Raw genomic sequence first — 25,691 nt, forward strand, 5'->3', positions numbered from 1 at the left:
TAGGCACAGGATTAACTGATTATTTCATTTTTACCTGTTTTTAAACGCAATTTTTCCATTCCCGAAATTTCTAGCTCGGGCGATGAGAGTGTATCTAAACTCCAGTGTGATTTGGAAAACGCCTCAAGAATTACTGGAATGTGCACATAGGGAAAGCGTTTCAAGAGCATATCTTTTTGCATAAAAAGTGAAAAAGTTTTGCCATGTAATAACGGAATTTCTTGAATAGTCAGTTTCTTTTCGATGATGTTCAGTGCTAACCAGGCTGCGGTAAAACCTTGCTCCATACTCGAAATTGCAATGGCTAGCATGCCTCCATCAATAATAAAAGCTTCATACACCCCAACAACAGGAATAGAGCTATGTTCGTTCATCCAGCGGACTAATTCTCTAGGGTTGACCTGCTTATTGCCATCGATGATGGTGTAATAGACTGAAACCAATAAAATATCGGCTTTTTTTTCTGCTTCTTGTACCGCAGCTTTCCATTGATCAAAAGTCTTCACTCGCTTATGAGCAACTAATTCAAAAGACCCCCAATCTGCTTTCGTAATTGATTTATCGAGGGTTTTAGCGACCGTAGAATTGTCCGATAAATAATAGATGCGTTTTTGGTTGCGAAACATGAGGGATAAAATTTCTCGAATCGCTTTCACTGGTATTTGCTCGGTAATTCCTGTGACATTAGGCGTATGATCATACTCTAGCCAGCGTCTAGAATCTGTGATTCCTGCCAGAATGACCTTAATGCTTGGTGAATGCCCAAATTCACGAACGGCTAAACTTTGAGCATCATCATCAAAAGCGATAAGAATGTCAGGTCGCCAAGCTTCTATCGTTGACTTAATAACTTTAGAGACACGTTCCATATAATCTTTCGAATTCGGCTGCCTAGTATTCATATAATAATGACGTAAGCTGATATAAGCTTTATCACCAAAAACCGCTCTAACCCCCTGGTTTAAACTTTGTACCCAAGGCATATTGACGTTGTAGCTATGCAAAACAAAAATTCGCGGTTTATGCACCCGCTGATAAGCTAGAAAAGAAAAAACAATTAATAAAAATAAACCTGTGCATAAGGTTGTTAAATTTTTAATGCTCATAGCACCCCAATTCTTTGCCAGAATGGAATACTCAGTAAAATTGCAAGAAGACGCAATACAGAAAAACAAGCATTAACCGACAGCGTTTTTCTAAGATCATAAGCTTGGCTTTCCTTAGCCCATTCTTCAAAACATAGATAATAACTGGATTGATAAGGAAAGACCCATGCTTCTGTTGCCATTAAAATAATGAAAGCAACAAGCCAAGCATTCACCATCGCCTGTTGCGCAACGGGCATTAAAAGGGTAAACATGAGGGCCGGTGCAGCCATGGTGCCAAATAATAAACCACCTAGCCAACTAATGAGATACACTAAAACAATAAATAAAATCTGTTGATGATAGGCAATATCACCAAGCCAAGATAAATAATTAATTATCCATGCTTCAATACCAATTTCCTGGACACAGCGCATAATGCCAATAATCGCCCCCAGATAAAACAGAAAAGGCCAATTAATGCCGTTTTTAAAATCCTCTTTATTCAAAACACCTGAAGTCAATAAAATAAAGAAAATTGCAAAACTAACCCAAGCACTCGGAATTTGATGTAAGGATGAAAAAGCTAAGCCTAAAATTAAGGCAACAATACTTAGAATGGCAGCCCACTCATGGACTGTTAAGCTGCCCATTAAATCGAGTTCGCGTCTTATTTCTAATGAGTTAACTATTAAAGAATCATGACTGCGAAATTGAATAAGGAGTAAAACAAAAAAGGAAATAACTAATAAAGCACCAGGAACAGAGGAAACTATAAGCCAATTCATCCAACCATACTGCCATTGCGCCTGTTCTGGTAACATCCCAAAAAGAACGAAATTGCTGGATTTACCCGTCAGAAACATCACCGATAATAAGATACAACCATTAAATGCTGAACAAGCAAGGCTATTCGCTGCAATACTGCGCGGGCTAAGTCCTGCCGTTTTCCGCATATTTTCAAGAAGTGGCGCAATTAATGACACACGAGCACTTTGCGCGGTCATCACTGGTGTTAGCAAAACGCCGATAAAGAATAAAACGATCTGGAGTAAAAATTTATTTCTAGGTAAATGATTTAGAATAAGCAAAGATAATCGATAAAAAAGCCGCGATTTCACTAAAACCGCACCAATGCCAAAAACACCCAAGGCTAAAAAGAAACTATCGGAACCAAAACCTGATAAAAGAACTGTTTGCTGGGCTAATCCCAACAACATTGTTGCTAAAATCACAAAAACTGCTGGAACATATTCCGGAAGTAATCGAAATATCCACATGACCAGAGCCGCTGAAAAAATAACCACAAAATTGGTGCATGCCCAATTCATCGTTGTTTCACGGAGAAAATAGGCAAGGAGAGCCGGGAGAATTAAAGCGGTTAACCATCCAACAACTTCAAAAATATAACTCGGGTAACGCAATACTCGCATTGAAAATCGCACTAATAGCTAATAGTTGTTTATTTTATTTGCAAACTGATAAAAATGCAAAATAAAACATAATAAAGATCTGCAAATTGGACTATACCCATTCAGATAGGAATAGTATGCTTGCTAACACAGGACGTCACTCACTCATTAAATTGGAAGCAATGATTATGCATATCAGGACCGATCATCCCATTATTCTTCATCGAAATAAAATAACTCATAAAATTGCTAATTACTGGGATCAATTATCTGAAGGCTGGCGTCTTGTCTGGGGACCACATATTCATCACGGATATTATGAGGATTCTCAGGCGATTGATCCGCAAGACGCACAAGAAATACTAATCAAAAAATTAGCTAACCTGCTTGAAATCACGGCAAATGATAAAATTTTAGACGTTGGTTGTGGTATGGGTGGCTCTAGTCTTTATTTGGCGCAAAATTATCAGGCAGAAGTGACAGGAATTACCCTCAGTCCCAAACAAGTGGGGATAGCAACCCAACAATCTCAAGAAATGAATATTAAAAATGTCAGTTTTATCGTAGAGGATGCGCTGGATTTAAAAAGTATGCCCAATGAATCCTTTGACATTGTCTGGTCTTTAGAAAGTTGTGAGCAATTTTTTGATAAGAACCTATTTCTTCAAGAAGCCTATCGTGTATTAAAGCCTGGAGGCAAACTCATGTTGGCAACTTGGTGTTCGAGTGAAGAAGAGTATTCCGGCAAATTTGCCAAAAAATACCAAAAACTCTGCTTGGCTTTCGATCTTCCTTATATGCCAACAATTAAATGCTATCAGCAGCTCATCAATAAACAGCAATTTATTTTAAAAACCGCAGAAAATTGGTCCTCTTTCGTCAAACAAAGTTGGGATGTAGGAATAACTCTTTTACAAGCCTACAATTTTCTACAGATTATTAGAGTTGGGGGCTGGCGTGGCTTTCGCTTCGCGAAACAAGTTAAATTAATGCGAGAAGCCTTTGCGCAAAATAGGGTCCAATATGGGGTGTTTCTCGCTAATAAGCCAGAATAGGCTGGACCTTGGCTTGAGAGATCTTCACTTTTTTTGAATACTATTTCGAGCCAAATCCAGTGTTTTACTGAACCGTTCAGCCTGAGGAGGAGCGCCAGCGACGTCTCGAACGCCTGTCCTAAGGCACTCGAAGACCTGTCCTGAGGCACTCGAAGGGCCTGTCCTGAGGCACTCGAAGGGAGGCTTGCACCAAGGCTTCGAGACAGCGCTATGCGCTTCTTCAGCCCGAACGGATCGAGCTATTGATTGGAGCAACACCTATTTTTGTTCAAAAAAAAGTGAAGATACCCCAGGATCTTGGCCCAAGATTCTGGGGGTTAATGAATTGTTGAGCCAAGGCCCCCATCTACGATGCAATATATATACCCTAGAGGCCGCGTCAAAACCAGCTTAATTAGCCAAAAATAGAGCAATTGTTTGATTAAGTTGTTACAATCCCTTCTCTTTTTTACATTAAAAATTAAGAGAATTCTCATGAAAAAACTTACTTTTTTCTTCAGTGTATCTTTCTGTTTCATATTATTTTCTTCTTTCACCTATTCTGAAAATAACAAACCATTTTCAATAAAAACTTATAAATTTACTTTCTCTAAAGAAGATCAATTTAAGGTTTCTTTTGCCGATTATCCTAATGGGGAAGAAGATTTTTATGAGCTGCAATTTGTAGAAGAGGCTCCCTTGCCCACAGAGATTACGACTACCTCACGGAGTTTAAAAATATCAGGCAACAATCACAGCGATGATTTATTTATGTACGCTTATAAGAAGTTAGATGGGCTTAAAGCGAATACAAATTATCAAGTGCATTTTTCTGTCGAATTTGCGAGTAATGGGGCTGCTGATGGCATTGGTACAGGCGGTTCGGATTCTTCTGTTTATCTAAAAATAGGTGCAGTTACTGAAGAGCCTCAACGATATTTAGATGAAGCAAATTTTTATAGAATGGTCCTTGATAAAGGCAATCAACTAGCTGATGGTAAAGATATGATCTTGTTAGGCTCTATTGGCGTGGATACTCAAAACTCTCTTTATAGGCTCAAAACCTTGGCCAATCAATCAAGTAACTACAGAGTGACCTCTAATTCAAAGGGCGAGCTATGGTTAGTGCTGGGAACTGATTCTGCCTTTGAAAGTAAAACGACTATTTATTACACCAATATGCTTGCAACGTTTAAGGAAATAACCAGTGACTAAGAAAAAATGGGAGCACTTTGCCCATAAAGCGGATATTGGCATACGAGGAATAGGCCCCTCTCTAACAAGTGCTTTCGAAATGGGAGCGCTTGCGCTAACCAATGTAGTCACTGACAGCAATACCATTCATGCCACACAAGAAATATGCATCTCGTGCAGCGCTCCTGATGTAGAAATTCTATTTGCTGATTGGCTAAATGCTATTATTTATAAGATGGATACTCTTAATCTATTGTTCTCTGAATTTCATGTGCAAATAAATGAGTTAAGTTTGGAAGCGCTTATTAAAGGAGAAAAGCTCAATAGACTTCGGCATCAACCTGCAGTCGGTGTTAAAGGAGCTACTTACGCTGAATTAAAAGTTTATCAAGAGAACGATACATGGATTGCCCAGTGTATTGTTGACGTTTAGGATTAACGATGGATCTCAAGTTATTCGAAAAAATAAGCGATTACGAATGGCAAATTGCCCCGCACCAATCTATGCGAGTACCGGCTGTTATTTTCGCATCTGAAGCACTGCTTAGCGACATGGATTTGAAAGTTTATGAACAATTAGCCAATGTCGCCAAATTACCAGGTATTGTCGGTGGCGCATTAGCAATGCCGGACGCGCATTGGGGCTATGGCTTTCCCATCGGGGGCGTCGCAGCTTTTGACCCTGAAAAAGAGGGAATTATTTCTGCTGGTGGAGTGGGTTTTGACATCCTCTGCGGAGTGAGACTATTAACTACAGGCCTTAACCGCACAGAGTTTGAGCCATTTAAAGAACAATTAGCGGACGCCTTATTTGCGCGCATTCCGGCAGGGGTTGGTAGCAAAAGCCGTATTAAATTAAACAAAAAAAGCATGGAGGCTATGCTGGTAGGAGGCGCTAAATGGGCAGTGCAGCAAGGCTATGGTGAACGTGAAGATCTTGAACGAATTGAAGACCGAGGCTGCCTTGAAGGGGCCATGCCAGAGCAAGTCTCTGAGCATGCCAAAGAGCGACAAAAAGAAGAAATGGGTTCTTTAGGTTCTGGTAATCATTATCTTGAAATTCAAGAAGTTACTAAAGTATATCATCCAGAGGCAGCGAAGGCATTTGGTCTGAGACAAGGGGATATAGTAGTGAGTATCCACTGTGGTTCACGAGGCTTAGGCCATCAAATCGGGACAGATTATTTACGCTCGATGACCATTCATGCAGAACGCTACGGAATTAAATTAGGTGATCGCGAATTGGCCTGCGCGCCAATTCTATCCCCGTTAGGTGAAAATTATTTGGGGGCAATGCGAGCCGGGGGTAATTGTGCTCTAGCCAATCGTGAAATTTTGACCCATTTTCTGCGCGAAACCTTCCAAGATATTATGCCCGGAACCAAAATCGGCTTGGTTTATGATGTCTCTCATAATATTTGCAAAGAAGAATGGCATGAAATTAATGGGAAAAAAACACGACTATTCGTTCATCGCAAAGGTGCCACGCGGGCACTAGGTCCTGGGAACCAAGAATTGCCAAACGATTTCATCCATGTTGGCCAACCGGTCATTATTGGAGGTAGCATGGGCACCGCTTCTTATGTTTTAGTGGGAACAACAATGGCTGAAAAAAAATCCTTTAGCTCTGCTTGTCATGGTGCAGGACGAGCTATGAGTCGTCATCAGGCAATGAAAAAATGGCGTGGCAATCAGATCATCGAACAATTAGCAGAGCGAGGGATCCTGATTCGAAGTAGTTCCTATCGTGGGGTTGCCGAAGAAGCACCTGGGGCTTATAAAGATGTTACTCTGGTTGTCGATGCGGCGCATCATGCCAATTTAGCCAAAAAGGTGGTGCGCCTAGAGCCATTAGTTTGTGTTAAAGGTTAGGTAGTTTAAAACTAATCCAAATATTAAGATGGCGAGAATGACTAGCGAATAATGCTTAATTAATTTGAAAAGCGCTTGTTTTATACCATTGCGAGCAAATACTCTTAATGTAGTAATTCGTTGCTCGCGGTTATCAGCTAATTTTTCATCATTAAAATTAACCAAATTACCATCTAGTTTAAACTTAAAAAGTTCCATCTTATCAAAATATTTTTTACTGTAATTAAACAATAATTGCTCCCCTTTTTTAATATCTCGAAGTGCAAAAAAAGCCATCACTTCTATACCGAAAATAGTATAGCTTGTTGAGATAAGGTTCGCTGCCATAAAAGTAGAAGTAGGAATATCTTCCGCATTAGGGGCATGATTTATAAATCTTGCTATATTTCCACATTCTCTTGCATCAATACCCATATTAAAACTATCTAACTTTGGATAGAAATAATAATTTAGATTTTGGGGCCTTATTTTTTTCATCCCGTAATAAAATGAAACACAAGCTCCTTTGCTAATTTCTTGTCGAGCAAAGACACCAAATCCAATAAAATGATTGATATAGCGTAACTCTAATGCTTCAAAATTATCGGCTTGCTCGAGTAATTTCATTATCTTATCATCTTTGCTATACAGTGAATCACCATCCACTTCAGCAGGTAAATCCCTATAATGAAATCGTGATTTAATAATTAATTTATCCTGAAACTGAAATTGAAAAGCAGAAAAATTACTTACAATATTATTTAATTGATTGACGCTGATTTTCTCATTCGCTTCCTTATGATAATCAAGAGAAAATGGAATTTGATAGCTTGTTTTCAATTTATAAAAGGATGGCGAAGGCAAAATCTCAAACTCACTATCAGTCGAATCATTATTATGAATAAGAGTCCCATAAACTTGTCTTGGCGCTAACCATAAATCGGCAAAATTATCAAAGTGATAGCAATAGGAATTTGTTGGTGAATGGTCTGAGGTTTCACTCAATAAAGGATGGGAAAAATCCAATTTTTTAAAATAATATAAATTAATTTTATCTTCATGGTTGAGTAAGCAAGTGCGCTCAGAAAGATCCACAATCGCCGTTTTATAAGGCGAGTTGCTGTTTTGATTAGTCAGAGCAATTCTTACCATATCAAGTCCTATTAAGCTCGAATTTGTCCGTCCCCTACAATCAACCATTTATAACTGGTTAAGGCTTCTAAAGCCATTGGGCCTCGAGCATGTAATTTTTGTGTACTTATCCCTATCTCAGCACCCATCCCAAATTCGCCTCCATCGGTAAATGCGGTTGATGCATTGACATACACGGCAGCTGCATCAACTTGAGTAAGAAAATAAGAAATGGCTTGATGATCTTCAGCAATAATTGCCTCACTATGTCCCGAGGTATACCGCATGATGTGCTCAACCGCTTTCTCTATGGAGTCTACTGTTTTTATTGACATTTTATAAGAAAGAAATTCTTGCCCAAAATCTTCAGGGCTGGCTTTATGAAGTAAGTTACTAGGGTAAGACGATTGAAGCGCTTGATAACTTAATTCATCCGCAAAAATTTCAACCTGTTTTTCAGGCAATAATTCAACTATTTTAGATAAATGGGCAAGGGATTTTTCATGGATTATTAAGGTGTCTAATGCATTACAAACGCTTACTCTTCTTGTCTTTGCATTGTTGATAATTAATCGAGCTTTTTCTACATCGCCGCTTGCATCAAAATAAGTGTGCACTATCCCAGCGCCTGTTTCGATCACTGGAATTTTGGCATGTTCCCGCACAAAATTAATTAAGCTTTGACTACCTCGAGGAATACAGACATCAATTAAATTTCTCGCGTTCAACAATAAACGAGTTGCCTCGCGCTGAGCAGGTAATAAATAGATGACCTGACTATCAATTTCCTGGTCTTCCAACGTTTGTTTGATGAGCTCAGTAAGCCATTTATTACTATGATGTGCTTCTTTACCGCCTTTTAAAACGCAGGCATTTCCAGTTTTGAAGGCTAAAGCAAAAACATCAATGGTCACATTTGGCCTCGACTCATAAATGACAGCTACGACACCAAGAGGAACTGTAATTCGTTGAATTCGTAAACCATTTGGCCTCGTTTTATCTTCGATGATTTTATTGAGTGGTTGGGCTAATGAAGCAACTCGCTCGACATCATCGGCTATAGAAAAAATTCTCTCTTCGGTTAGCAACAGCCTGTCATATCGCGGATCTTCTATGGGCATTAGAGCTAAATCTTTTTGGTTTTCTTCTATTATTTTTGCAGCTTGTTTTCGCAAATTCTCTGCAAGTCTCAATAAAACGTTTGTTCGCTTTTCCTCATTTAAAGCAACCAAATCGTGACTTGATTCTCTAACAAGGTTTAATTGGCCTATTATTTCATTTTCATCAATCACTACAATCTCCTAGAAAATATGCAAATGATCATAATGTATAAAATCGGGCCTATCCTTCTGCCCCAAATATTCGCGGAGTTTATTAACATCATATTTGGCAAGACCAACACCAATTTTTTGGCCATCTGGTGTTAGAATTTCTACCACGTCACCTTTTTTAAAGTCACCTTTGCATGATTCTATCCCTACAGGCAAGATACTAATTACTCGTTTATTTTCTTTTAGAATAGTGAATAAACCTGAATTAATTGAAATTGAACCGGTTTTTTTTTCACCACTATAAGCTATCCATCGTTTGATATTTGATTTTTTCTTACTTGGTAAAATCGTTGTCCCTAGTTGTTCTTCTGCGATGATACGCATAACAACCGAAGGTTTCTCGATGGTTGCGATATGGGTTGTGATGCCTAAACTTGACATTTTTCGTGCAGTTCCAAGTTTAGAAATCATACCTCCACGACCCTGAGTGCTTTTCATGGCAGAAACTTCAGGCCAATCCTCTTCGTAACGAATAACAGGAATAAATTGAGCCCCTGCTTCATCGGGATGTCCGCTATATACGCCTTCAACGTTACTTAAAATAATTAACTTATCCGCATTCATTTGAGCGGCAATCAGTCCGGCGAGCTCATCATTATCGGTAAACATCAGCTCTTCAATTGCAACGCTATCATTCTCATTGATGATAGGAATAATATTTTTTTGCTCTAAGATCTCGCGCAGTAGCCTGGCAATATTCAGATAATGTTGTCGCGTTTGAAAATCCTGCTTGGTCAGAAGTAATTGGGCTGCGAGGAGATGGTGCGTTTTAAACATTGCAGCATAAACATTCATTAATTCATGTTGACCTAAAGCGGCTAAAACCTGTTTTTCTCCAATAGAACTTCCATATTGACGGCTCAAAAATTGCCGAGCTATTTTTCGCCCTGAACCCACAGCACCTGAACTTACCAAGACAACATGATGCCCCGCTTTTTGCATCGTTGCAATTTGCTCAACTAAGTGTCGGACAATTGGTTCGTAAGGTGTTCCATCATTTGCTAAGATACTTTGCGTTCCGACCTTAATTACAACTTTCATCAAAAACCTACCTCAACTCATCATAATATATATCAGAGTATCACAGTGGAGGCGGCAATTCTGCCCGGTTTTAAGCAACCGGGGCAGACGATAAAAGAGTAGTAGGGTCTAAGCAGACTTAACTGCAGTATTTTCATATACTGACAAATCACGGACTCTAGCCACTTCGAGAGCAAGCAACTTGAAGTAATCATAAGACATGTAAAAATCGCCCTGGTTTCCTACTTTTTTACCCCATGAGTTACGTAAGGTAAACAGACCACGATGCTCACGACCTTGATCATCTTTTGCAACCGCATTATCGTCATAACCGGTGATTACCATTTCATGACCACCAAAATTGGGTCTTAAATAAACATCTCTTGCAATTTCTGGTGTTAAAACCCAAGTATCACCTTCAGTTTGATTTTTACCCACAGCTCCCATAAATCCTAAATCAAAATCAAGTAATAATATGCCAAAAGTTAAGCGATCACCGGCATTTAACGAGGCTTTAATGTTATTAATTGTTTTATTAGTATCAATACGATCATTTAGTGCTTCATAAACATCTAGAACAGGGGACCAAAGAACTTTTTCATTTAAATCTTCGCTCATTTGACGATAGTCTTCTACTGACATAGCGCCTTGAATATCGGCAGTGTCATTCATTGGATAGGTGTTCAATCCAGCACAACCCTGAGTTTGTTGCTGTTCTTTGTTAACAACGCCAAACATCTCAATCTGACTTAAAACATAACGTCCCCAAGAACCTTCCCAACCACTGATGAAATAAGCATTTTGCTCTAAGTAGTTACCCAATTGCAGTGAACATAATTGACTCACATAGTCGCCTTGTTTAAGTGCTGCATCAATCGCTGCGGTCACAGCAAAAGTTACGCAAGTTCCATGCATTCCTTGATTTAACACGGGCACGTTATTCATTCCCAACTGCACTTGTTCAGGATAGGTGGACTCTAGTTTAGTCGCAGCAAATTGTCGTGTATGGGATAAAGCATTGTTTGCTTTGTTAGCAAGGGCTTGCTTTGCTTTATCAGAAAGTTCGACTTTCAATAAAGAAATTTTTTCAATTGAATCAGCAGCATCTCTAGGCGCATTTTTCAGGGCTTGCGCATGAGGAATTTTCACTGACTGCGTGAAAGTGCCCACGATTTTTACATCCTGTGCTATTAAGCTTCCACTAAACATCGCTGATAAAAGAGCAAAATGGACTAATTTCATATATGAATCTCCAAGAGAATCCACGGGAGCGTGGGGTGGGAGGAGTATATCATATGAGTTAATTTTATCCATTAAGATCTAATCAGGTTCCATATCCAGGAACGGAAATACGTTGCCTATCTTGTAGGCGCAGAGCGGTTAAATTCCCACCCCATAAACAACCGGTATCAATAGCAAAAATAGTAGAATCTGGAGAGAGTCCCTCTAAAGCAGCCCAATGACCGAAAACTATATCCGCATCAATTTTTTTACGTTCAGGCACTTCATACCATGGAATTAAATTGGCGGGCGCATCCGTGAGAGTACCTTTGTAGCTCAAGACTAAGTTGCCCTGTTTATCGCAAAAACGCATCCGGGTAAAATAATTAGTAATGACGCGCAACCTTTCTATACCAGTTAATTCAGATGACCAATGATCCGGTTTATTACCATACATATGTCTAAGGAAACTGCAAAAATTATCACCGGCTAAAACAGCTTCTAACTCCTGTGCGCAAGACTTTGCTAAAGCGAGATCCCAAGCTGGAGCGATACCGGCATGACACATCACCACCTTGAGTGTTGGATCATGGTATAAAATGGATTGTTTTCGTAACCAATGACCTAATTCCTCACTATCATCCGCGTTTAATACTTCAATTAAGGTATCATCTTGATTTTCAAGCACGTGTTTGGCAAAAAGGCTAGCCAACAAATGCAAATCATGGTTACCCAAAGTGATGCGTGAAGGAATTGGTAAATTTTTGATGAAACGAAGAACAGCCAAGGATTGTGGACCACGATTCACTAAATCCCCCACAAACCACAACCGATCCTCTTTATCATTAAAGTCAATTCGCTCGAGAAGACGCTGTAAAGGGTCATAACAACCCTGTACATCGCCAATCGCATAATCAGGCACTCGTCAATACTCCGGGCCGAAGAGAGCTCTGAGGTGAAACAGAATTTTCAGCTACCCATCGTCCGGAAGCATCCAAATGAGGTATGGGATTAGCCGCAAGCACTGTTTGTTTTGAGGTAAAATAGCTAGAGTTAAACTGAGCTTGATAGATGAGTTCCGTTGAGGAAACTGTGCTGATTTTACCCGTATGAATATTATAAAGTTGAATCGATTCAGGCAACGCAACCGCATAATTCTCAAAAATGATTCCACTATGCATTTGCTGGTTAGACGCTTGTTCAAAGCGAAAAACAGCATTGCCATCTGCTCCAACGCGATGCATACCTAACGATAAAAATCCGTTACGTATAGCTTGTAAGGAGTTATATTGCGGGTTTCCTTTCATAAATAGATCCCACATTTCGGCAGACATCAATAATCCACCTGGAACCATAAGCAAAGGAGCCTTGTTGATCATAATCAATCCAGACTCCAATGATTTAGTAAGCCATTGGATAAATTCCACACCTATTTGTTGTTCTATTTCAGCAACAGATTCTGGGCTGCGATCGGTAAATGTACCCATACGCCCATATCGTCCACCACGACCTGAGCCATAGCCTTTTAAAGCTAGGTGGTTGAAATACCGCTGAATCGCAATCGCATCGGCGCGTATTAAAATAGCACCAAGAGTTCCTGCACCTTCGATATCTTCATTAAGTAAAGCAAGCCAAACCGCCAGCACTTCGGGATTTGAGGCAATCCATGCAAAACCATTGGCTGGCATTAACAGTCGAGCAAGCAACAAATTAAGACGACGACGAAAGTCTTCATTGGATTCTTTTTGAAATTCATAACCATAATAACTTCCAACAGACACCAAATTGTCTAATAAAGGGTTCCATTGTTTTAAAAATTGCCCTTGGTTGTCATACAAATCGATATGAAAATCGATTTGTAATTTACCTATACCTTGCAGAATTGCCGCAGAAAGTAGGGCATATTGCCATAATTTTTGCTCTTCAGATGGCCCATCTTGCCCGTCTTGAATTAAAAAATGTTGAAATAGACTCAAGGCAGCTTCAGTACGATTTAAGGCATGATCTAATAAACCACCTGGCTGAGGATAATAACTGGATGAAGTTTCAGGTAAATTTTGGCAATGATTAACCAAATTATGCACAAGACTGGTGCATAGACTATCGTAACGCACTTCCTCTAAGGCACAAGCTTCTTGAATTTGTCGTAATAAAACACCGCGCTTTTCATCACCAAGCAATAGTGATGCAGCAACGATTCGTGTTAAGTCTTTTAGTGACTTAGTTTGCGACGATTTTACTCTTTTTCCATAACGATGAAACAAAATCAACCTCCACTAAGCATTACTGTATTAATTTTACACTAATTAGCGATTAATTTTGCTATTTGGACATATTCCATTACAGAAATCTGCTCCGGTCGGGCAAGCGGATCTATGCCTAAATCGCATAATTGTGTTGCACTAAGCAAGGGCTTTAAATTATTTGCAAGTGTCTTTCGACGCATTGCAAAAGCCTTTGCTACTAATTGCTCAAGTGCATTGACATCCACTTTTGGATAAGGTGATATCTGATGGGGAATTAAACGCACTATGGCCGAATCAACTTTTGGCACAGGATAAAAAGCTTCTGGCGGGACATCGAATAAAGATTCAACCTCACAGTGATACTGTATCATCACAGTTAATCGTCCATAAACCTTAGTACCCGGTTGAGCAGCCAAACGAGCAACTACCTCCTTTTGTAACATAAAATGCATGTCCTCAATGAAAGAGGCATAATTAAGCAAGTGAAATAATAAAGGCGTAGAAATATTGTAGGGCAAATTACCAACGATACGGAGATCAGGCCCCCATTGACTATAATCAACGGTTAAAGCATCAGCAGCGACTAAATTTAATTTGCCGCTAGTCCTTGACAAAGCGCCAAGATGCTCCTGTAAATCGGTATCGATTTCAATAGCAGTCAAATTTTCTATGCATTTAAGCAAAGGCTGAGTTAAAGCCCCTAAACCTGGACCAATTTCAACTACTTTGTCATCCTTTTGCAGATGCAAAACATCAAGGATTTCACTAATAATATGCTTGTTTTGCAAAAAATTCTGACCAAATCGTTTACGTGGACGATGGCTCACTTTGATCTCACCTAAAAACACAGCGGGATTATACCTTTTTTTGCCATAAAGTGTACTATAAACAGCAAGAAACATTGATTTTTGGCTTCATTATAACCTTTTTTTTAAGAATAGAGTGTTTTTGACGTCAAAAAATAACTTCGTGCAGCTTTTTTTTCCAATTTGAATATATTTTTCCTTTGAAATGACAGATTAGAGTACAATATTGTTAAAAAGGCAGCGTCGACTTATTTGATCGGAGTTTTAAATGATCGAACAATTTCAAAATCATCCTTCAATTCTTCATACCACAGAAATTAATCTTTTATGCGAACCGTTAAATCTCCTTGATATCACTCGCTTTTCTCATCTTCGAGTGTTTAAAAATAATCAACTGACTGTGCAATGTAATCAACCCCAATTCTTGCAGAACTATTTGGATAAAAAATATTATGCAGCTGATCCCTGTGTTAATATCAATCCTGAATCGACTGATCTAGGAGAATACCTTATCTGGGATGCAGTCGATTGCTCAGGTAAAACTGCTGAAATGCTGGCTGACTCTGCTGCTTTTGACTTCAAGCATGTCTTTACCATCATCAAAAAACAAGCTAATTACACTGATTTTTATCATTTTGGCACCCATCTTTCTAATCCAGCTATTCATCAAATTTATATCAATAATCTTGAGATTCTCGACCGGTTTATTAGGCTTTTTAACTCAAAGATTAAGCAGTCAAAAACACTAGCTCGCGCCTATGATATTGTTCTTAATACAGATCATATTCCCTCACAAGTGGAGCTAAATTTATTGCTGAATAATCATGTAAAACGAGACTTACTTCTAGAAATTTTGATGTCATCCGAAGAGCAATTTTTGACAGCAAATGAAATTAAATGTGCAGAATTAATACTGGAGGGTAAAACTGCTAAAGAAATTGCAAAAATATTAGAGTTGTCTCACCGTACAATTGAGGATCGAATTTATGCTTTAAAATTAAAATTAAATGCAAAAAATAAAGCAGATTTAATTGTAAAATTAATTAGAAAAGGTAACTCACAATTCAAAAACTAAGCGTACGATTAAAAATATACTGAGTGATCAATTCTTGCATCTGACGTAAGTAAATCGGCTTAGAAATTACTTTATTCATGCCAGCCTGCAAACATTTACCCTCTGACTCGCCTAAATCATGAGCGGTTAATCCGATAATTGGAACTTCAGCTTTTTGTAAGGATTTTTCCCACTCGCGAATTAGGTAGGTTAATTCAATTCCAGAGATTCCTGGTAGGCCGATGTCAGTAATGATGAGATCAAAAAAATCATTTTTCGCCAATTCTAAGGCATTTTCACCATTCATCGCCGAGATAAAGCGGCATCCTGCTTGTGAAGCAATGGTTTCTACACAACGCAAAGCAATAAGATTGTCCTCCACCAAAAGAATAAGAGGAGCCTCATTTGATACAGCAGTTTTTTTAATAATAGCCATTTTTATTGTACGAAAGTAATCAAGTCCTTAATTTGCTCTATCTTACAACTCTGAGCTTTTGGTGGATTATACTCGTTATCTTGATAAAAAAGATGCTTAAAATAATCGTTTTTTTGCAAAAAAGTTGAAAATAATTAACGCTAAGCAATAGATTTGCTCAAATTTAACAATTATAAAATTGCCATCCTTTCTGATATGGTTTATTTTTAATACATAGATGGTATTCTTTGCTCAGCTAACATCATGAACTAGGAGGCCAGAATTAGAGGTACGGTGTGCAAGCTTAACTCGTATTAAGAAGCCTAAAGTATCTTAAGAGGCATCCACAATGAACTACAGAACTGTAGCAAGAGTACCATCCCTCATTTCAGACTTTTAGGCAAATCTGGTACAATTCTCCCATAAATCAAACTTATTTCTGGTTACTGGCCTATTTATATCGCTAGCTAGAGCTGAAATGGCATGATTTTTGAGCACTGATGTGCTGAATGCACGTTGTAGGCAAGCATCTAAGCTCAGAAAATCAACCTTTAGCCAAGCAATCATAATGGTAAACGGGTCTAATTTGCCAACGAGTAAATCGGTTATGCTAAGCCACTTGCTAGAACTTCGAAGACGCCTTCTACACGTTATTTTATTTTTTCTCGTTCTTTTCTGCATCTTTTTTTTCTATGCAAACAACTTATTTCACGCTTTAGTAAAACCTTTACTTAGTGCTTTATCGAAGCAAGATACTATGATTGCTACACAAATTACTTCGCCAGTGCTAATACCAATTAAGCTTGCTGCGAATACAGCAATGCTTTGCTCCGCTCCTTTTGCTTTATTGCAACTATGGTGTTTTGCAGCCCCCGGACTTTATAAGAAAGAGCGCTTCCATATACGCAATGCGATTATTACTAGCTTATTATTATTTTGCCTTGGAATATTATTTTGTTTTTACTTAATTTTGCCTTATATGTTCCAGTTTTTTGCTAAATCCGTACCTGAGGGAGTTCATCTCATGCCAGATATGGCTGAAACCTTGGATTTTATTACACGAATGCTACTGCTTTTTGGCGTTTGCTTTCAAGTGCCTCTTCTTTGTTTAACTGTAGTTCGTTTAGGCTGGGTTGAGCTGGCCGTGCTAAAAAAAATTAGACCCTACATTATCGTTGCGGCATTTATAGTGGGAATGCTGCTAACACCACCTGATGTATTGTCACAAATCATGCTAGCAGTGCCGCTATGTTTGCTCTATGAGCTTGGTATTTTCTTAGCGGCTCGTAAAACTTACAGCTCAACAGGCGACTTAAGCGGAAAAGACATCGATAATCGAGAAATTTGAAACTGTACCATTTTCTTAATCATTTCTTCGAAATTGATGGAAGGTTTCCAACCCAAAAGTCTTTTTGCCTTTGATGGATCTGCTACTGTTTGAGTCGTTTCTAGTGGTCGCACCAGGGCCGGATCGCTGATTACATGATCACGCCAGTCTTTACCCACGTGATGATAGGCTACTTCACATAACTCTCTAAGCGTATGGAGTTGTCCTGTGCCAATAACAAAATCACTAGGCTCATCTTGCTGCAACATTAACCACATTGCTTCGACATAATCAGGCGCATAACCCCAGTCTCTAGCGACCTCAAAATTACCTAAAGCAAGTTTGCCCTGTGAAACAATCGGCAATCCTCGCTCATTACGATCAGGAGAATTGATGACATCAAGCGCGGCACAAGCAGCGCCATAGACAACTTTCTGAGTTACAAAATGTAAGGGGCGACGCTCACTTTCATGATTGAATAAAATCCCACTAGCGATAAATAACCCGTAGCTCTCCCGATAAATCCGCACCATTTGATGGGCATAAACTTTCGACGCAGCATAGGGATTAGTCGGGTTAAAGGCAGTCTCTTCATTTTGAGGACTGATTTTACTCTGTCCAAACATTTCCGATGAAGAAGCGTGATATACCTTAGCCGTTGGACAGGCTGTTCTTATCGCTTCAAATAGACGAATTGCGCCTAAGCCGTTAATACAAAGTGTTTGTGCTGCTTGAGCCCAGGACTCTCCTGGCCTTGATTGAGAGGCAAGGTTGTAAACCTCATCGGGTTTAATTTGTTGGATTGCAGAGGTGATGTCTGCCTCTTCAGCGATATCACCGCAAATAAGCTGCACCTCACCAGGCAATTGAGCAATTATTGCTGTTTTTTGATGGCTTGCACTACGCGCAAATCCAAATACACGATAGCCTTTCTTAAGTAATAATTCAGCTAGAAAATAACCATCTTGCCCTGTAATACCTGTAATTAAAGCGCTACGCATTCAGTATCCTCATAATACCCTAGCCCCTGTATAACAAAGATCGGATAAATACCCCAGAGCAGAGCACTTAACTTGATAACCTTCATTGGATTGAAAAGCTATCTCAACTATAAAGTCAGCAATCATCCTTATTGATTTGCCTTTTTCACAATTTTTCGCCAGAGTACTTTTTTCATCAAAAAAAGTCAATTAGCATAACTATGAGATCTTTTGTGCCATCTGATATACTATCGCGTTCTGAAAAATCGAAATAATATAATTTTTATTCAATGAGACAGGTTATTCCACAATCTAAAGGAAACAAGGATCGAATTTCATGCTGACTAATCATAAAATGCATATAGGCTTTGATATTTCCCAGACCGGGAGTGGTAAAGCCGGTTGCGGTTTTTTTGCACATGCAATGATCCAAGCGATGTTAGAAATTGCTCCAGAACATCGCTATTCACTTTATCCAAGTTTTGGCGATTTCTATTTTGACGCATTAATGCCCCTACAAAACCCTTATAAAGTAGGGCATTATGGTCCGCGACATCTTACTCGTGATCTGGCCTCATCCTTTTGGGCAAAACAAGAGCTGGAAAATTCATTAGGAATACCCGATATCATCCATGCCAATAATTTTTGGTGCCCGACTCAACTTAAATCAAGCCGACTTATTTATACTTTTTATGATATGGGTTTCGTGGTGAATCCCAGCTGGACTACTGAAGCTAATCGTTTAGGCTGTTTTAATGGTGTTTTTCGCTCTTCTCTTGCGGCTGATTGGATAGTTGCCATTTCTGAAGCCTCAAAAGCACATTATTTAAGTGTATTTCCTCATTTTCCGGAAGACAGAATTCGCGTGATTTATCCTTGTTCCCGTTTTGCCAATACTCAATTAGAAGGCAAGCGACCCAAAGCACTTAAATCGATTTCTCCCGGCCAGTTCTGGCTCAATGTCGGTACGATTGAGCCGCGAAAAAATCAGCGTTGCTTAGCACAAGCCTATGCTCGCTACTTGGCTCTCAATGGAAATCCCATGCCGCTTGTTTTCGCGGGTGGTGAGGGTTGGCTAATGAATGATTTTAAAGCTTATTTGCAGGAGCTAGGCATTGAATCCCAGGTTATTTTTACTGGGTATATTTCCGATGAAGAATTGATTTGGCTTTATCAAAATTGCTATGCAAATCTTTATTGCTCACTATTTGAAGGCTTTGGTTTACCTATTTTAGAAGGCATGCAATTTGGCGCCCCCACGATCAACTCCCTTTCCACTTCCATGCCAGAAATAGCAGGGGATGCAACCCTATTGCTCTCACCTGAAAATGCTGAAGATTGGGCTCATGCAATGCTGAGGATAGCAACAGATTCCGTGGAAAGAGAAAGACTCAGTGTAGCTGCACGAGAGCAAGCGGGCACCTTTATCTGGAAACAAAGTGCGGAAGCCTTATTAAATCTTTACAGCGAAGCACTGGAAGCGCCAAAACGAGAACAGTTAGCAAAACGTACCAGAATGGTTGAGATTCTTTAATGATGAAACAGTCTTATGAAAATGCAATTAGTGCTAGGGATTTTCCTAGCAAAATAAGTATGTCATTCCCTACGAAGAAAGGAGAGTAAATGCGCAGATGCTGGTGTGGTAATCATTCACTTATTTCTTTTAATGAAGAATATGTTGTTTGCCAATCCTGTAAGACCTTGATTTCACAAAGCGAACTTAGGAATGACCAATATTTAGTAACCAATGATGAGACCGATTTTTACGGCAAACAGTATTGGCTTAATCATCAAAGCGAGGATTTGGGGAATAGTGATATCTATGCACGTGCACGTTTAGATTTGGGTGAAAGAAATCTGCATTGGCTCAAAACGATTTTAAAATATAAATTGCCTCCAGCCAAAATTTTAGAGCTAGGCTGTAGTCATGGCAGTTTTGTCGCTTTATTACGTCAAATTGGCTATGACGCTATTGGCGTCGAACTTAGCTCGTGGGTTGTAAATTTTGCCCAAACAACCTTCGATGCCCCTGTCTCTCTTGGCCCGCTAGAGAACTTAAGCCTTTCCGCAAATAGTTTTGATGTCATTGTTCTAATGGACGTTCTTGAGCATTTGCCTGATCCGCTAGCAACAATCGATTTATGTATGAACTTGCTTAAACCTGAAGGTTTTTTGCTAATACAAACACCCCAATTTCAAGAGAATGTAAACTATAACCAATTAGTTGAGGAAAAAAGCTCTTTTTTAAATATGCTTATTAAAGATGAGCATCTTTATTTGTTTAGCAAAAAATCAATTAAACCTTTTTTTAATCGCCTTGGGGTTCAGCATCTTGAATTCGAACCGGCTATATTTGCACAGTATGATATGTTTTTTACCGCTAGTCGCACTCCGCTAAAGTCTAATTCATCCGAACAAATTGAAGCCACTCTTCTTGCTAATCCGAAAAATCGGTTTGTCTTAGCCTTACTCGATTTACGCGAGCGCGAATTAAATTTGAGCAAGTTGTTAGCAGAGTCTGAAGCGGATCGAGCCGCTCGCTTAGAGCAAATTCACACACTGACCGCTATGATAAAAGACCATGAATTTGCGAGCTCCGCCCGAAAAAAACAAATTGAAATGCACAAAGGCAGCTTAGATGCTTTATTTTCTCGACGAATGTTTCGCTTATTAAATCGTTTTGCTAAATGGCCAGAACTCAAAAAATTACAAAATACTTTTAAAGATAGGGGACTTAAAACAATTGCCGTTGATATGACTCCAATCCTTCCAGGTGGAGAAAATGGAGGGGCAAAGATTTTTGTTCTTGAGCTACTTAAGCAATTAGCGGAATTAGCGCCTGAAACCCAATTTGTCTTACTTACCCAAGCCGCTTCTCACGAGGAACTTACCTCATTAGAAAGCAGCAACATAAAATGTATGATGGTGCTCGATAAACCTGTAAAAAGCTCTATTTGGTATCGCTTGTTGTCTGCGAGCGCGCGAAGAATTCCTTATCTGCCGCGAAAATTATCCTATTTAGGCTATCGTCTCAATGTTTTATTAAAGAGAAAGGGAAGCAGCTCTTTATTACACAATCTTGGGGCTGATTTACTTTTTTGCCCGTTTACTGCACCCACCTATTTCGAATTAGGTGTCCCGACTGTCTGTACACTTTATGATCTGCAATATAAAACTTATCCTGAATTTTTTACTATCGAAGATGTTGCTCATCGTCAACATACATTTGCTGAAGCCTGTCGTCGGGCTTCGATGCTTACCGCTATTTCAGAGTATTCTCGCCAATCCGCCATCACTCATGGAGGCCTTAGGCCGGAAAAAATACGAACAATTTATTTGCAAATGGCACAGCGTATTTTGCCTGAAGCGGCTCAAGATAAAAGTATCCTGACGAAACTTAAGCTTAGTGCAAAACAATATTTGTTATATCCAGCTAATTTTTGGAAACATAAAAATCACGAAATGCTGCTAACCGCATTCGGTATGGCTTGTAAACAAGGCTTAGCCTCCAACATTCAATTGGTTTGCACCGGAGCTGAAAATGCGCGCTCAACTCTCTTAGCCGATGCGGCAAAAAAGATGAATCTGGGTGAACAAATTGTATTCCCAGGTTATTTGAGCAATAAGGAATTATCAGTCCTCATGACGCATAGCTCTGGGGTCATTTTCCCCTCACTTTATGAAGGTTTTGGTTTACCCGTTATTGAAGCAATGGCAGCTGGTATTCCTGTTGCCTGCAGTAATTTAACCTCGCTACCTGAGGTGGTAGGTGACGCCGCTATACTGTTTAACCCACGTATCCCAACGCAGATTGCTGAGGCTATTATATCTTTGCAAAATGATAAAAATTTACGCGAACAGCTAATTGCTGCAGGAAAAGAACGGGCAAAACTCTTCTCGGACTCACAACGTATGGCTCAAGAGTACTGGTATCTATTTCAACATGCCGTCAAAGAAAATCATCTTGAAGATGAACTTACTGGCACTTATGAAGATGGTTGGGTAGGTTCGCGCATGAATATACAAGTTGCGCCACACACCAGTAAACAAACGCTCGAAATGGAATTGTATGTACCCGATTGGCTACCGCAATCGAAGATCGTAGTCAAAGCAGTTCACAATGGAGTAGACCATAACAATCTTCTTGAGATTGGTCGAGGCAAAAAAGCCTTATTGACCTTGCCTCTAACCAACGAAGGCGGACATTACGAAATCAGAATGGAACCTACTTTCGTTCCTGCAAAAACCGGGTATAGTAGTCATGATCAACGAGAGTTATCCTTGATCGTTCAACGTTGCTCTGTTGTTCGCAAAGGGGAATCCGTCCAATTAATTGCAGAGAAAGGACTAGCATGAAAATAAGTATTATCACGCCTTCTTTTAACCAAGGACAATTTATTGAACGCACCCTATTAAGCGTTGCTCAGCAAACAGGGGCAGAAATTGAACATGTTGTATTCGATGGTGGCAGCACCGATAACACCATTGAAGTTCTGAAGAAGGCAAGCTCTTTGGTTAATTGGGTATCCGAAAAAGATAAGGGGCAAACTGATGCCGTTAATAAAGGCATCAACGCTACAAAGGGTGAAATCATCGGTTGGCTTAACTCCGATGATGTCTACTACCCCGGCGCGATCGAAGAAATTGTCAATTTTTTCTCAGCAAATCCTGAGATTGATGTGGTTTATGGTATGGCGGATCATATTGACATTAACGATCAGCCCTTTGAAACCTATCCTACTGAACCCTGGAATTTCGAGCGATTAAAACAAACCTGTATCATCTGTCAACCCGCTCTTTTTTTTCGACGTAAAGTGGTAGAAGAGCATGGTTTATTAGATGAATCATTGAACTACTGCATGGATTACGAATACTGGCTACGATTAGGTAAAGCAGGCGTACAATTCGCATACCTTGAAAAAAAACTGGCTGGCTCCAGACTCTATGCCGAAAACAAAACGCTCGGAGCAAAAGTCAAAGTCCATTATGAAATTAATAACATGTTTAGAGATAAATTTGGCAAAGTTCCCGATCGTTGGTTATTCAATTATGCGCATGCAGTAGTAGAAACAAAGACCATTAGGCAAAAAAATCCTAATCGGTTTATGCTTTCTCTTTTCCTGTCTTCTGTCTGGTCTACTTTTCATTGGAACAAAGGCTTCTCTGCTAATTTTACCAAAACCTTATTCGGTTGGAAAAATTCATAGCTGGTTATAAGTAACCAGCTAGCTCTCACTCTGCTTGAGGATTTACCGGAAGAAAAGCCGATCGCCGGCGCATTTTCAAGATGGCTGAACTCAGCTTCTTACCCAAGTTATTTGATGGAATTTCGATCCACCGATAAGTTAGACTTGAGAGGAAAATAACGAGAGCTAAATAACGAATGATAAAACCCAGCATATTGGGATAAGTACCAGTGAAGGTATACTCAGTCTTCATGTATAAAAACAAAGGGAAATGAATTAAATAAATACTAAACGAGATTTTTCCCAAATATCGTATCGGAGCAAGTCGTAGGAAAGCATTAAAGTAAGAGTGCCTTTGGGAAGTGATCACTAATAAAATAAATGAGCAAGCTAGGATCTCAGGAAAAACCCAAGTTTGCCAATGACCATAATTCCAATCTCTTAGACCAAAACTAAATTGCGGCGCTAATAGCAACGTCATCGTTGCCAAGCCCAAAAGTAGTAAAATATAGCTTTGTGGCATAAACTTCGTCACTTTAACACTGAATTTGTCAATAATCAGTCCAGCATGAAAGAAAACAAGAAATTGAACATAGATAGGATCCTGCCAATAAAAACTTAAGTAGGTCAATAATACAAACAGGGCAAAGTTAACTATTTTGCCCCCAAATTCAAACAGCAAAAAAATGGCTGGAAAAACAATACTACAATACAACTCAACTTTTAATGACCATAATGGGACATTAAGATTTATATCATTTAGAAACAGAGTATTAAATAGAAGGGAATACTCGAGCTTACCCATTAAATTCAATAAATAAAACGCTAAAAAAGTAGTTGCCCACATCAATGGAATTAATCGAAATGCGCGTCGACAAAGGTAGGCAAGAAACGAAAACAGGTCGCCTATAGGTTCCTTCTTAAGTTGACGCCCCAAAACAAGACCACTAATCGTAAAAAAAAGCAGTACCGCAGGCTGAGGATCAAACAGACCGGCTATGAGAACACCAATGAGATCATGATGAGAAGGGATCACTGGACGTCCAGGATACAGTACCGGTAAAAAAAGAAGCAGGTAAAGATGTCCCATGACGACCGCAAAAGAAGCAACACCCCTCAAGGATTCAATCTCAGGAGAAAAAGAGCTCGTTTTTGGTCGAGGAATTATTTTTTCTACAGCACCTACAGTAGTGACCATAATGCGTATTAAACCATATGATTGGGGTTACAAATTTAAGGGAAAATCCATTTGTGCTTCAGAAAATAACCAGTACTTCCCTTCGACAAGCAACTTAAGTTGAAGATTTCCTATAATAATCGTTTGCTCTATACTCCACAAGCTATAGCGTAGGTAATCCAACCTAACTTAAGTTACACAAAATAAGGGAGAAAATTTTATTTTACTCGGCCCTACAATTAGGTGAAATATGGACAAAAATCAGTATAATCCCGTATCGACTTTAAATTCTCCATTTAAGAATTAGCAATTAAAAATGAATATCGCTACACTCTTGGCTAATTCCTGAATAGAAAATACCAGTAGATGATAAAAAATAAATAAGGCACCCAATAAACTTGGGTACTCGTACGACGAAGTAACGTTGTAGATAAGGGGATTTTATGAAGGCAGTCATTTTAGCAGGCGGCTTAGGTACAAGGATCAGTGAAGAGACATCTGTTCGCCCAAAGCCTATGATTGAAATTGGAGGCAAACCTATTTTATGGCATATTATGAAGTTATATTCTGCTCATAATATTCATAATTTTATCATTTGCTTAGGCTATAAAGGTTATGTAATTAAAGAATACTTTGCCAATTACTTCTTACATATGTCGGATGTCACTCTGGATATCACCAATAATAAAATAGAAATCCATCAGAATAATGCTGAGCCCTGGCTCATTACTCTCGTAGAAACAGGTGAGAGGACAATGACCGGCGGGCGAATTAAGCGAATCGCTAATCATCTAGGAAATGAGGACTTTTGCCTCACTTATGGCGATGGCGTATCCGACGTGAACATTAGTGAATTAATCTCATTCCATAAAAAACAGAAAACGCTGGCAACTTTAACTGCCATTCAACCTCCCGGTCGCTTTGGCTCACTCCTCATGGAGGGTGACAGAATTACTGGTTTTAAAGAAAAACCTCAAGGCGACGGTGGTTGGATTAATGGTGGTTTTTTTGTTTTATCTCCTAAGGTTATCGATTATATCGAAGGAGATGACACCATTTGGGAAAAACATCCTTTAGAACGGTTAGCGGAAGAAGACCAATTATCTTCATTTAATCATGATGGTTTTTGGCATCCGATGGATACACTTCGAGATAAAAACTATTTGGAAGAATTATGGGAATCCGATAAAGCACCATGGAAAACATGGTAATTATTCGGGA

At 39.2% G+C, this 25,691-nt stretch carries 22 protein-coding genes and 1 other RNA gene; 11 read left to right on the forward strand and 12 right to left on the reverse strand.

Annotated features, from left to right (window positions below; translation table 11 throughout):
- Positions 1 to 11: 11 nt before the first annotated feature.
- Positions 12 to 1,106: an ABC transporter substrate-binding protein gene (locus Ldro_RS14185; RefSeq protein WP_058497086.1), complete on the reverse strand. Its 1,095-nt coding sequence runs from the start codon at positions 1,104 to 1,106 to the stop codon at positions 12 to 14.
- Positions 1,103 to 2,518, reverse strand: a complete 1,416-nt coding sequence (locus tag Ldro_RS14190; protein WP_058497087.1) for an SLC13 family permease — start codon at positions 2,516 to 2,518, stop codon at positions 1,103 to 1,105. Before Ldro_RS14190 ends, Ldro_RS14185 begins: the two co-directional genes overlap by 4 nt.
- Before the next feature lie 116 nt (positions 2,519 to 2,634).
- On the opposite strand from Ldro_RS14190, the gene Ldro_RS14195 reads away from it, so the two are divergent.
- The 4 genes from Ldro_RS14195 to Ldro_RS14210 all read left to right on the forward strand — a co-directional run bounded on the left by Ldro_RS14195 (position 2,635) and on the right by Ldro_RS14210 (position 6,597).
- Positions 2,635 to 3,552, forward strand: a complete 918-nt coding sequence (locus tag Ldro_RS14195; RefSeq protein ID WP_058497088.1) for a methyltransferase domain-containing protein — start codon at positions 2,635 to 2,637, stop codon at positions 3,550 to 3,552.
- Positions 3,553 to 4,026: 474 nt separating this feature from the next.
- Positions 4,027 to 4,746, forward strand: a complete 720-nt coding sequence (locus tag Ldro_RS14200) for a hypothetical protein (RefSeq protein WP_058497089.1) — start codon at positions 4,027 to 4,029, stop codon at positions 4,744 to 4,746.
- On the forward strand, positions 4,739 to 5,158 hold the full coding sequence (locus tag Ldro_RS14205; protein ID WP_058497090.1) for an archease: 420 nt from the start codon (positions 4,739 to 4,741) through the stop codon (positions 5,156 to 5,158). The genes Ldro_RS14200 and Ldro_RS14205 overlap by 8 nt, the downstream gene beginning before the upstream one ends.
- Positions 5,159 to 5,166: 8 nt before the next feature.
- Entirely contained in the window at positions 5,167 to 6,597 is a 1,431-nt protein-coding gene (locus Ldro_RS14210; protein ID WP_058497091.1) for an RtcB family protein, read from the forward strand.
- On the opposite strand, the gene Ldro_RS14215 is transcribed toward Ldro_RS14210, so the two are convergent.
- The 7 genes from Ldro_RS14215 to rsmA form a co-directional block, all read right to left on the reverse strand.
- Positions 6,577 to 7,728: an SET domain-containing protein-lysine N-methyltransferase gene (locus Ldro_RS14215; RefSeq protein WP_058497092.1), complete on the reverse strand. Its 1,152-nt coding sequence runs from the start codon at positions 7,726 to 7,728 to the stop codon at positions 6,577 to 6,579. The genes Ldro_RS14210 and Ldro_RS14215 overlap by 21 nt on opposite strands.
- Before the next feature lie 11 nt (positions 7,729 to 7,739).
- Positions 7,740 to 8,999, reverse strand: a complete 1,260-nt coding sequence (locus tag Ldro_RS14220) for a glutamate-5-semialdehyde dehydrogenase (RefSeq protein ID WP_058497093.1) — start codon at positions 8,997 to 8,999, stop codon at positions 7,740 to 7,742.
- A gap of 9 nt (positions 9,000 to 9,008) precedes the next feature.
- Entirely contained in the window at positions 9,009 to 10,079 is a 1,071-nt protein-coding gene (gene proB, locus Ldro_RS14225) for a glutamate 5-kinase (RefSeq protein ID WP_058497094.1), read from the reverse strand.
- A gap of 108 nt (positions 10,080 to 10,187) precedes the next feature.
- Positions 10,188 to 11,300 carry a C1 family peptidase gene (locus tag Ldro_RS14230; RefSeq protein ID WP_058497095.1) on the reverse strand — a complete coding sequence of 371 codons (1,113 nt, stop codon included), beginning with the start codon at positions 11,298 to 11,300 and terminating at the stop codon, positions 10,188 to 10,190.
- Between the two features lie 82 nt (positions 11,301 to 11,382).
- Complete coding sequence (locus tag Ldro_RS14235) at positions 11,383 to 12,201, reverse strand: symmetrical bis(5'-nucleosyl)-tetraphosphatase (protein ID WP_058497096.1); 819 nt, start codon at positions 12,199 to 12,201, stop codon at positions 11,383 to 11,385.
- On the reverse strand, positions 12,194 to 13,543 hold the full coding sequence (locus Ldro_RS14240; RefSeq protein ID WP_058497097.1) for a TraI domain-containing protein: 1,350 nt from the start codon (positions 13,541 to 13,543) through the stop codon (positions 12,194 to 12,196). The genes Ldro_RS14235 and Ldro_RS14240 overlap by 8 nt, the downstream gene beginning before the upstream one ends.
- A 38-nt stretch (positions 13,544 to 13,581) precedes the next feature.
- A complete protein-coding gene (rsmA, locus tag Ldro_RS14245) occupies positions 13,582 to 14,352 on the reverse strand; it encodes a 16S rRNA (adenine(1518)-N(6)/adenine(1519)-N(6))-dimethyltransferase RsmA (RefSeq protein ID WP_058497218.1) in 771 nt (256 codons plus the stop codon).
- 247 nt (positions 14,353 to 14,599) lie between these two features.
- Here rsmA and Ldro_RS14250 point away from each other — a divergent pair, with 247 nt between their 5' ends.
- Complete coding sequence (locus Ldro_RS14250; RefSeq protein ID WP_058497098.1) at positions 14,600 to 15,406, forward strand: helix-turn-helix transcriptional regulator; 807 nt, start codon at positions 14,600 to 14,602, stop codon at positions 15,404 to 15,406.
- On the opposite strand, the gene Ldro_RS14255 is transcribed toward Ldro_RS14250, so the two are convergent.
- On the reverse strand, positions 15,396 to 15,821 hold the full coding sequence (locus tag Ldro_RS14255; protein WP_058497099.1) for a response regulator: 426 nt from the start codon (positions 15,819 to 15,821) through the stop codon (positions 15,396 to 15,398). The two genes, Ldro_RS14250 and Ldro_RS14255, sit on opposite strands and share 11 nt — an antisense overlap.
- 251 nt (positions 15,822 to 16,072) lie before the next feature.
- On the opposite strand from Ldro_RS14255, the gene ssrS reads away from it, so the two are divergent.
- Both ssrS and tatC read left to right on the forward strand, forming a co-directional pair.
- Positions 16,073 to 16,148: non-coding RNA, 6S RNA (gene ssrS / locus Ldro_RS17100), on the forward strand.
- Positions 16,149 to 16,407: 259 nt separating this feature from the next.
- Positions 16,408 to 17,148: a twin-arginine translocase subunit TatC gene (gene tatC / locus Ldro_RS14260; protein ID WP_058497219.1), complete on the forward strand. Its 741-nt coding sequence runs from the start codon at positions 16,408 to 16,410 to the stop codon at positions 17,146 to 17,148.
- Here the strand turns inward: tatC and Ldro_RS14265 are convergent.
- A complete protein-coding gene (locus Ldro_RS14265; RefSeq protein ID WP_058497100.1) occupies positions 17,094 to 18,128 on the reverse strand; it encodes a GDP-mannose 4,6-dehydratase in 1,035 nt (344 codons plus the stop codon). The two genes, tatC and Ldro_RS14265, sit on opposite strands and share 55 nt — an antisense overlap.
- Positions 18,129 to 18,444: 316 nt before the next feature.
- Between Ldro_RS14265 and Ldro_RS14270 the strand changes: the two genes are divergently transcribed.
- The 3 genes from Ldro_RS14270 to Ldro_RS14280 all read left to right on the forward strand — a co-directional run bounded on the left by Ldro_RS14270 (position 18,445) and on the right by Ldro_RS14280 (position 23,314).
- A complete protein-coding gene (locus Ldro_RS14270) occupies positions 18,445 to 19,641 on the forward strand; it encodes a glycosyltransferase family 4 protein (RefSeq protein WP_202972537.1) in 1,197 nt (398 codons plus the stop codon).
- Between the two features lie 89 nt (positions 19,642 to 19,730).
- Positions 19,731 to 22,463 (forward strand): glycosyltransferase, encoded by a 2,733-nt coding sequence (locus Ldro_RS16140; protein ID WP_083497984.1) that lies wholly within the window; start codon positions 19,731 to 19,733, stop codon positions 22,461 to 22,463.
- Positions 22,460 to 23,314 (forward strand): glycosyltransferase family 2 protein, encoded by an 855-nt coding sequence (locus Ldro_RS14280; protein WP_058497101.1) that lies wholly within the window; start codon positions 22,460 to 22,462, stop codon positions 23,312 to 23,314. The genes Ldro_RS16140 and Ldro_RS14280 overlap by 4 nt, the downstream gene beginning before the upstream one ends.
- A 25-nt stretch (positions 23,315 to 23,339) precedes the next feature.
- Here Ldro_RS14280 and Ldro_RS14285 read toward each other — a convergent pair whose 3' ends face one another.
- Positions 23,340 to 24,491 carry an acyltransferase family protein gene (locus tag Ldro_RS14285; protein ID WP_058497102.1) on the reverse strand — a complete coding sequence of 384 codons (1,152 nt, stop codon included), beginning with the start codon at positions 24,489 to 24,491 and terminating at the stop codon, positions 23,340 to 23,342.
- A 422-nt stretch (positions 24,492 to 24,913) separates the two neighbouring features.
- On the opposite strand from Ldro_RS14285, the gene rfbF reads away from it, so the two are divergent.
- A complete protein-coding gene (gene rfbF, locus Ldro_RS14290) occupies positions 24,914 to 25,681 on the forward strand; it encodes a glucose-1-phosphate cytidylyltransferase (RefSeq protein WP_058497103.1) in 768 nt (255 codons plus the stop codon).
- The last annotated feature ends 10 nt before the right edge of the window (positions 25,682 to 25,691 follow it).

The sequence above is a fragment of the Legionella drozanskii LLAP-1 genome (assembly GCF_001467585.1).
In the GTDB taxonomy this organism is placed as follows: Bacteria; Pseudomonadota; Gammaproteobacteria; order Legionellales; family Legionellaceae; genus Tatlockia; species Tatlockia drozanskii.

Coding starts and splice junctions, on each gene's coding strand:
- Ldro_RS14195 (WP_058497088.1), top strand. CDS start 2,635: ATGCTTGCTAACACAGGACGTCACTCACTCATTAAATTGGAAGCAATG.
- Ldro_RS16140 (WP_083497984.1), top strand. CDS start 19,731: ATGCGCAGATGCTGGTGTGGTAATCATTCACTTATTTCTTTTAATGAA.
- Ldro_RS14255 (WP_058497099.1), bottom strand. CDS start 15,821: ATGGCTATTATTAAAAAAACTGCTGTATCAAATGAGGCTCCTCTTATT.
- Ldro_RS14230 (WP_058497095.1), bottom strand. CDS start 11,300: ATGAAATTAGTCCATTTTGCTCTTTTATCAGCGATGTTTAGTGGAAGC.
- Ldro_RS14280 (WP_058497101.1), top strand. CDS start 22,460: ATGAAAATAAGTATTATCACGCCTTCTTTTAACCAAGGACAATTTATT.
- Ldro_RS14270 (WP_202972537.1), top strand. CDS start 18,445: ATGCTGACTAATCATAAAATGCATATAGGCTTTGATATTTCCCAGACC.
- Ldro_RS14265 (WP_058497100.1), bottom strand. CDS start 18,128: ATGCGTAGCGCTTTAATTACAGGTATTACAGGGCAAGATGGTTATTTT.
- Ldro_RS14250 (WP_058497098.1), top strand. CDS start 14,600: ATGATCGAACAATTTCAAAATCATCCTTCAATTCTTCATACCACAGAA.
- proB (WP_058497094.1), bottom strand. CDS start 10,079: ATGAAAGTTGTAATTAAGGTCGGAACGCAAAGTATCTTAGCAAATGAT.
- Ldro_RS14185 (WP_058497086.1), bottom strand. CDS start 1,106: ATGAGCATTAAAAATTTAACAACCTTATGCACAGGTTTATTTTTATTA.
- Ldro_RS14215 (WP_058497092.1), bottom strand. CDS start 7,728: ATGGTAAGAATTGCTCTGACTAATCAAAACAGCAACTCGCCTTATAAA.
- rfbF (WP_058497103.1), top strand. CDS start 24,914: ATGAAGGCAGTCATTTTAGCAGGCGGCTTAGGTACAAGGATCAGTGAA.
- tatC (WP_058497219.1), top strand. CDS start 16,408: ATGCTAAGCCACTTGCTAGAACTTCGAAGACGCCTTCTACACGTTATT.
- Ldro_RS14210 (WP_058497091.1), top strand. CDS start 5,167: ATGGATCTCAAGTTATTCGAAAAAATAAGCGATTACGAATGGCAAATT.
- Ldro_RS14285 (WP_058497102.1), bottom strand. CDS start 24,491: ATGGTCACTACTGTAGGTGCTGTAGAAAAAATAATTCCTCGACCAAAA.
- Ldro_RS14200 (WP_058497089.1), top strand. CDS start 4,027: ATGAAAAAACTTACTTTTTTCTTCAGTGTATCTTTCTGTTTCATATTA.
- Ldro_RS14190 (WP_058497087.1), bottom strand. CDS start 2,518: ATGCGAGTATTGCGTTACCCGAGTTATATTTTTGAAGTTGTTGGATGG.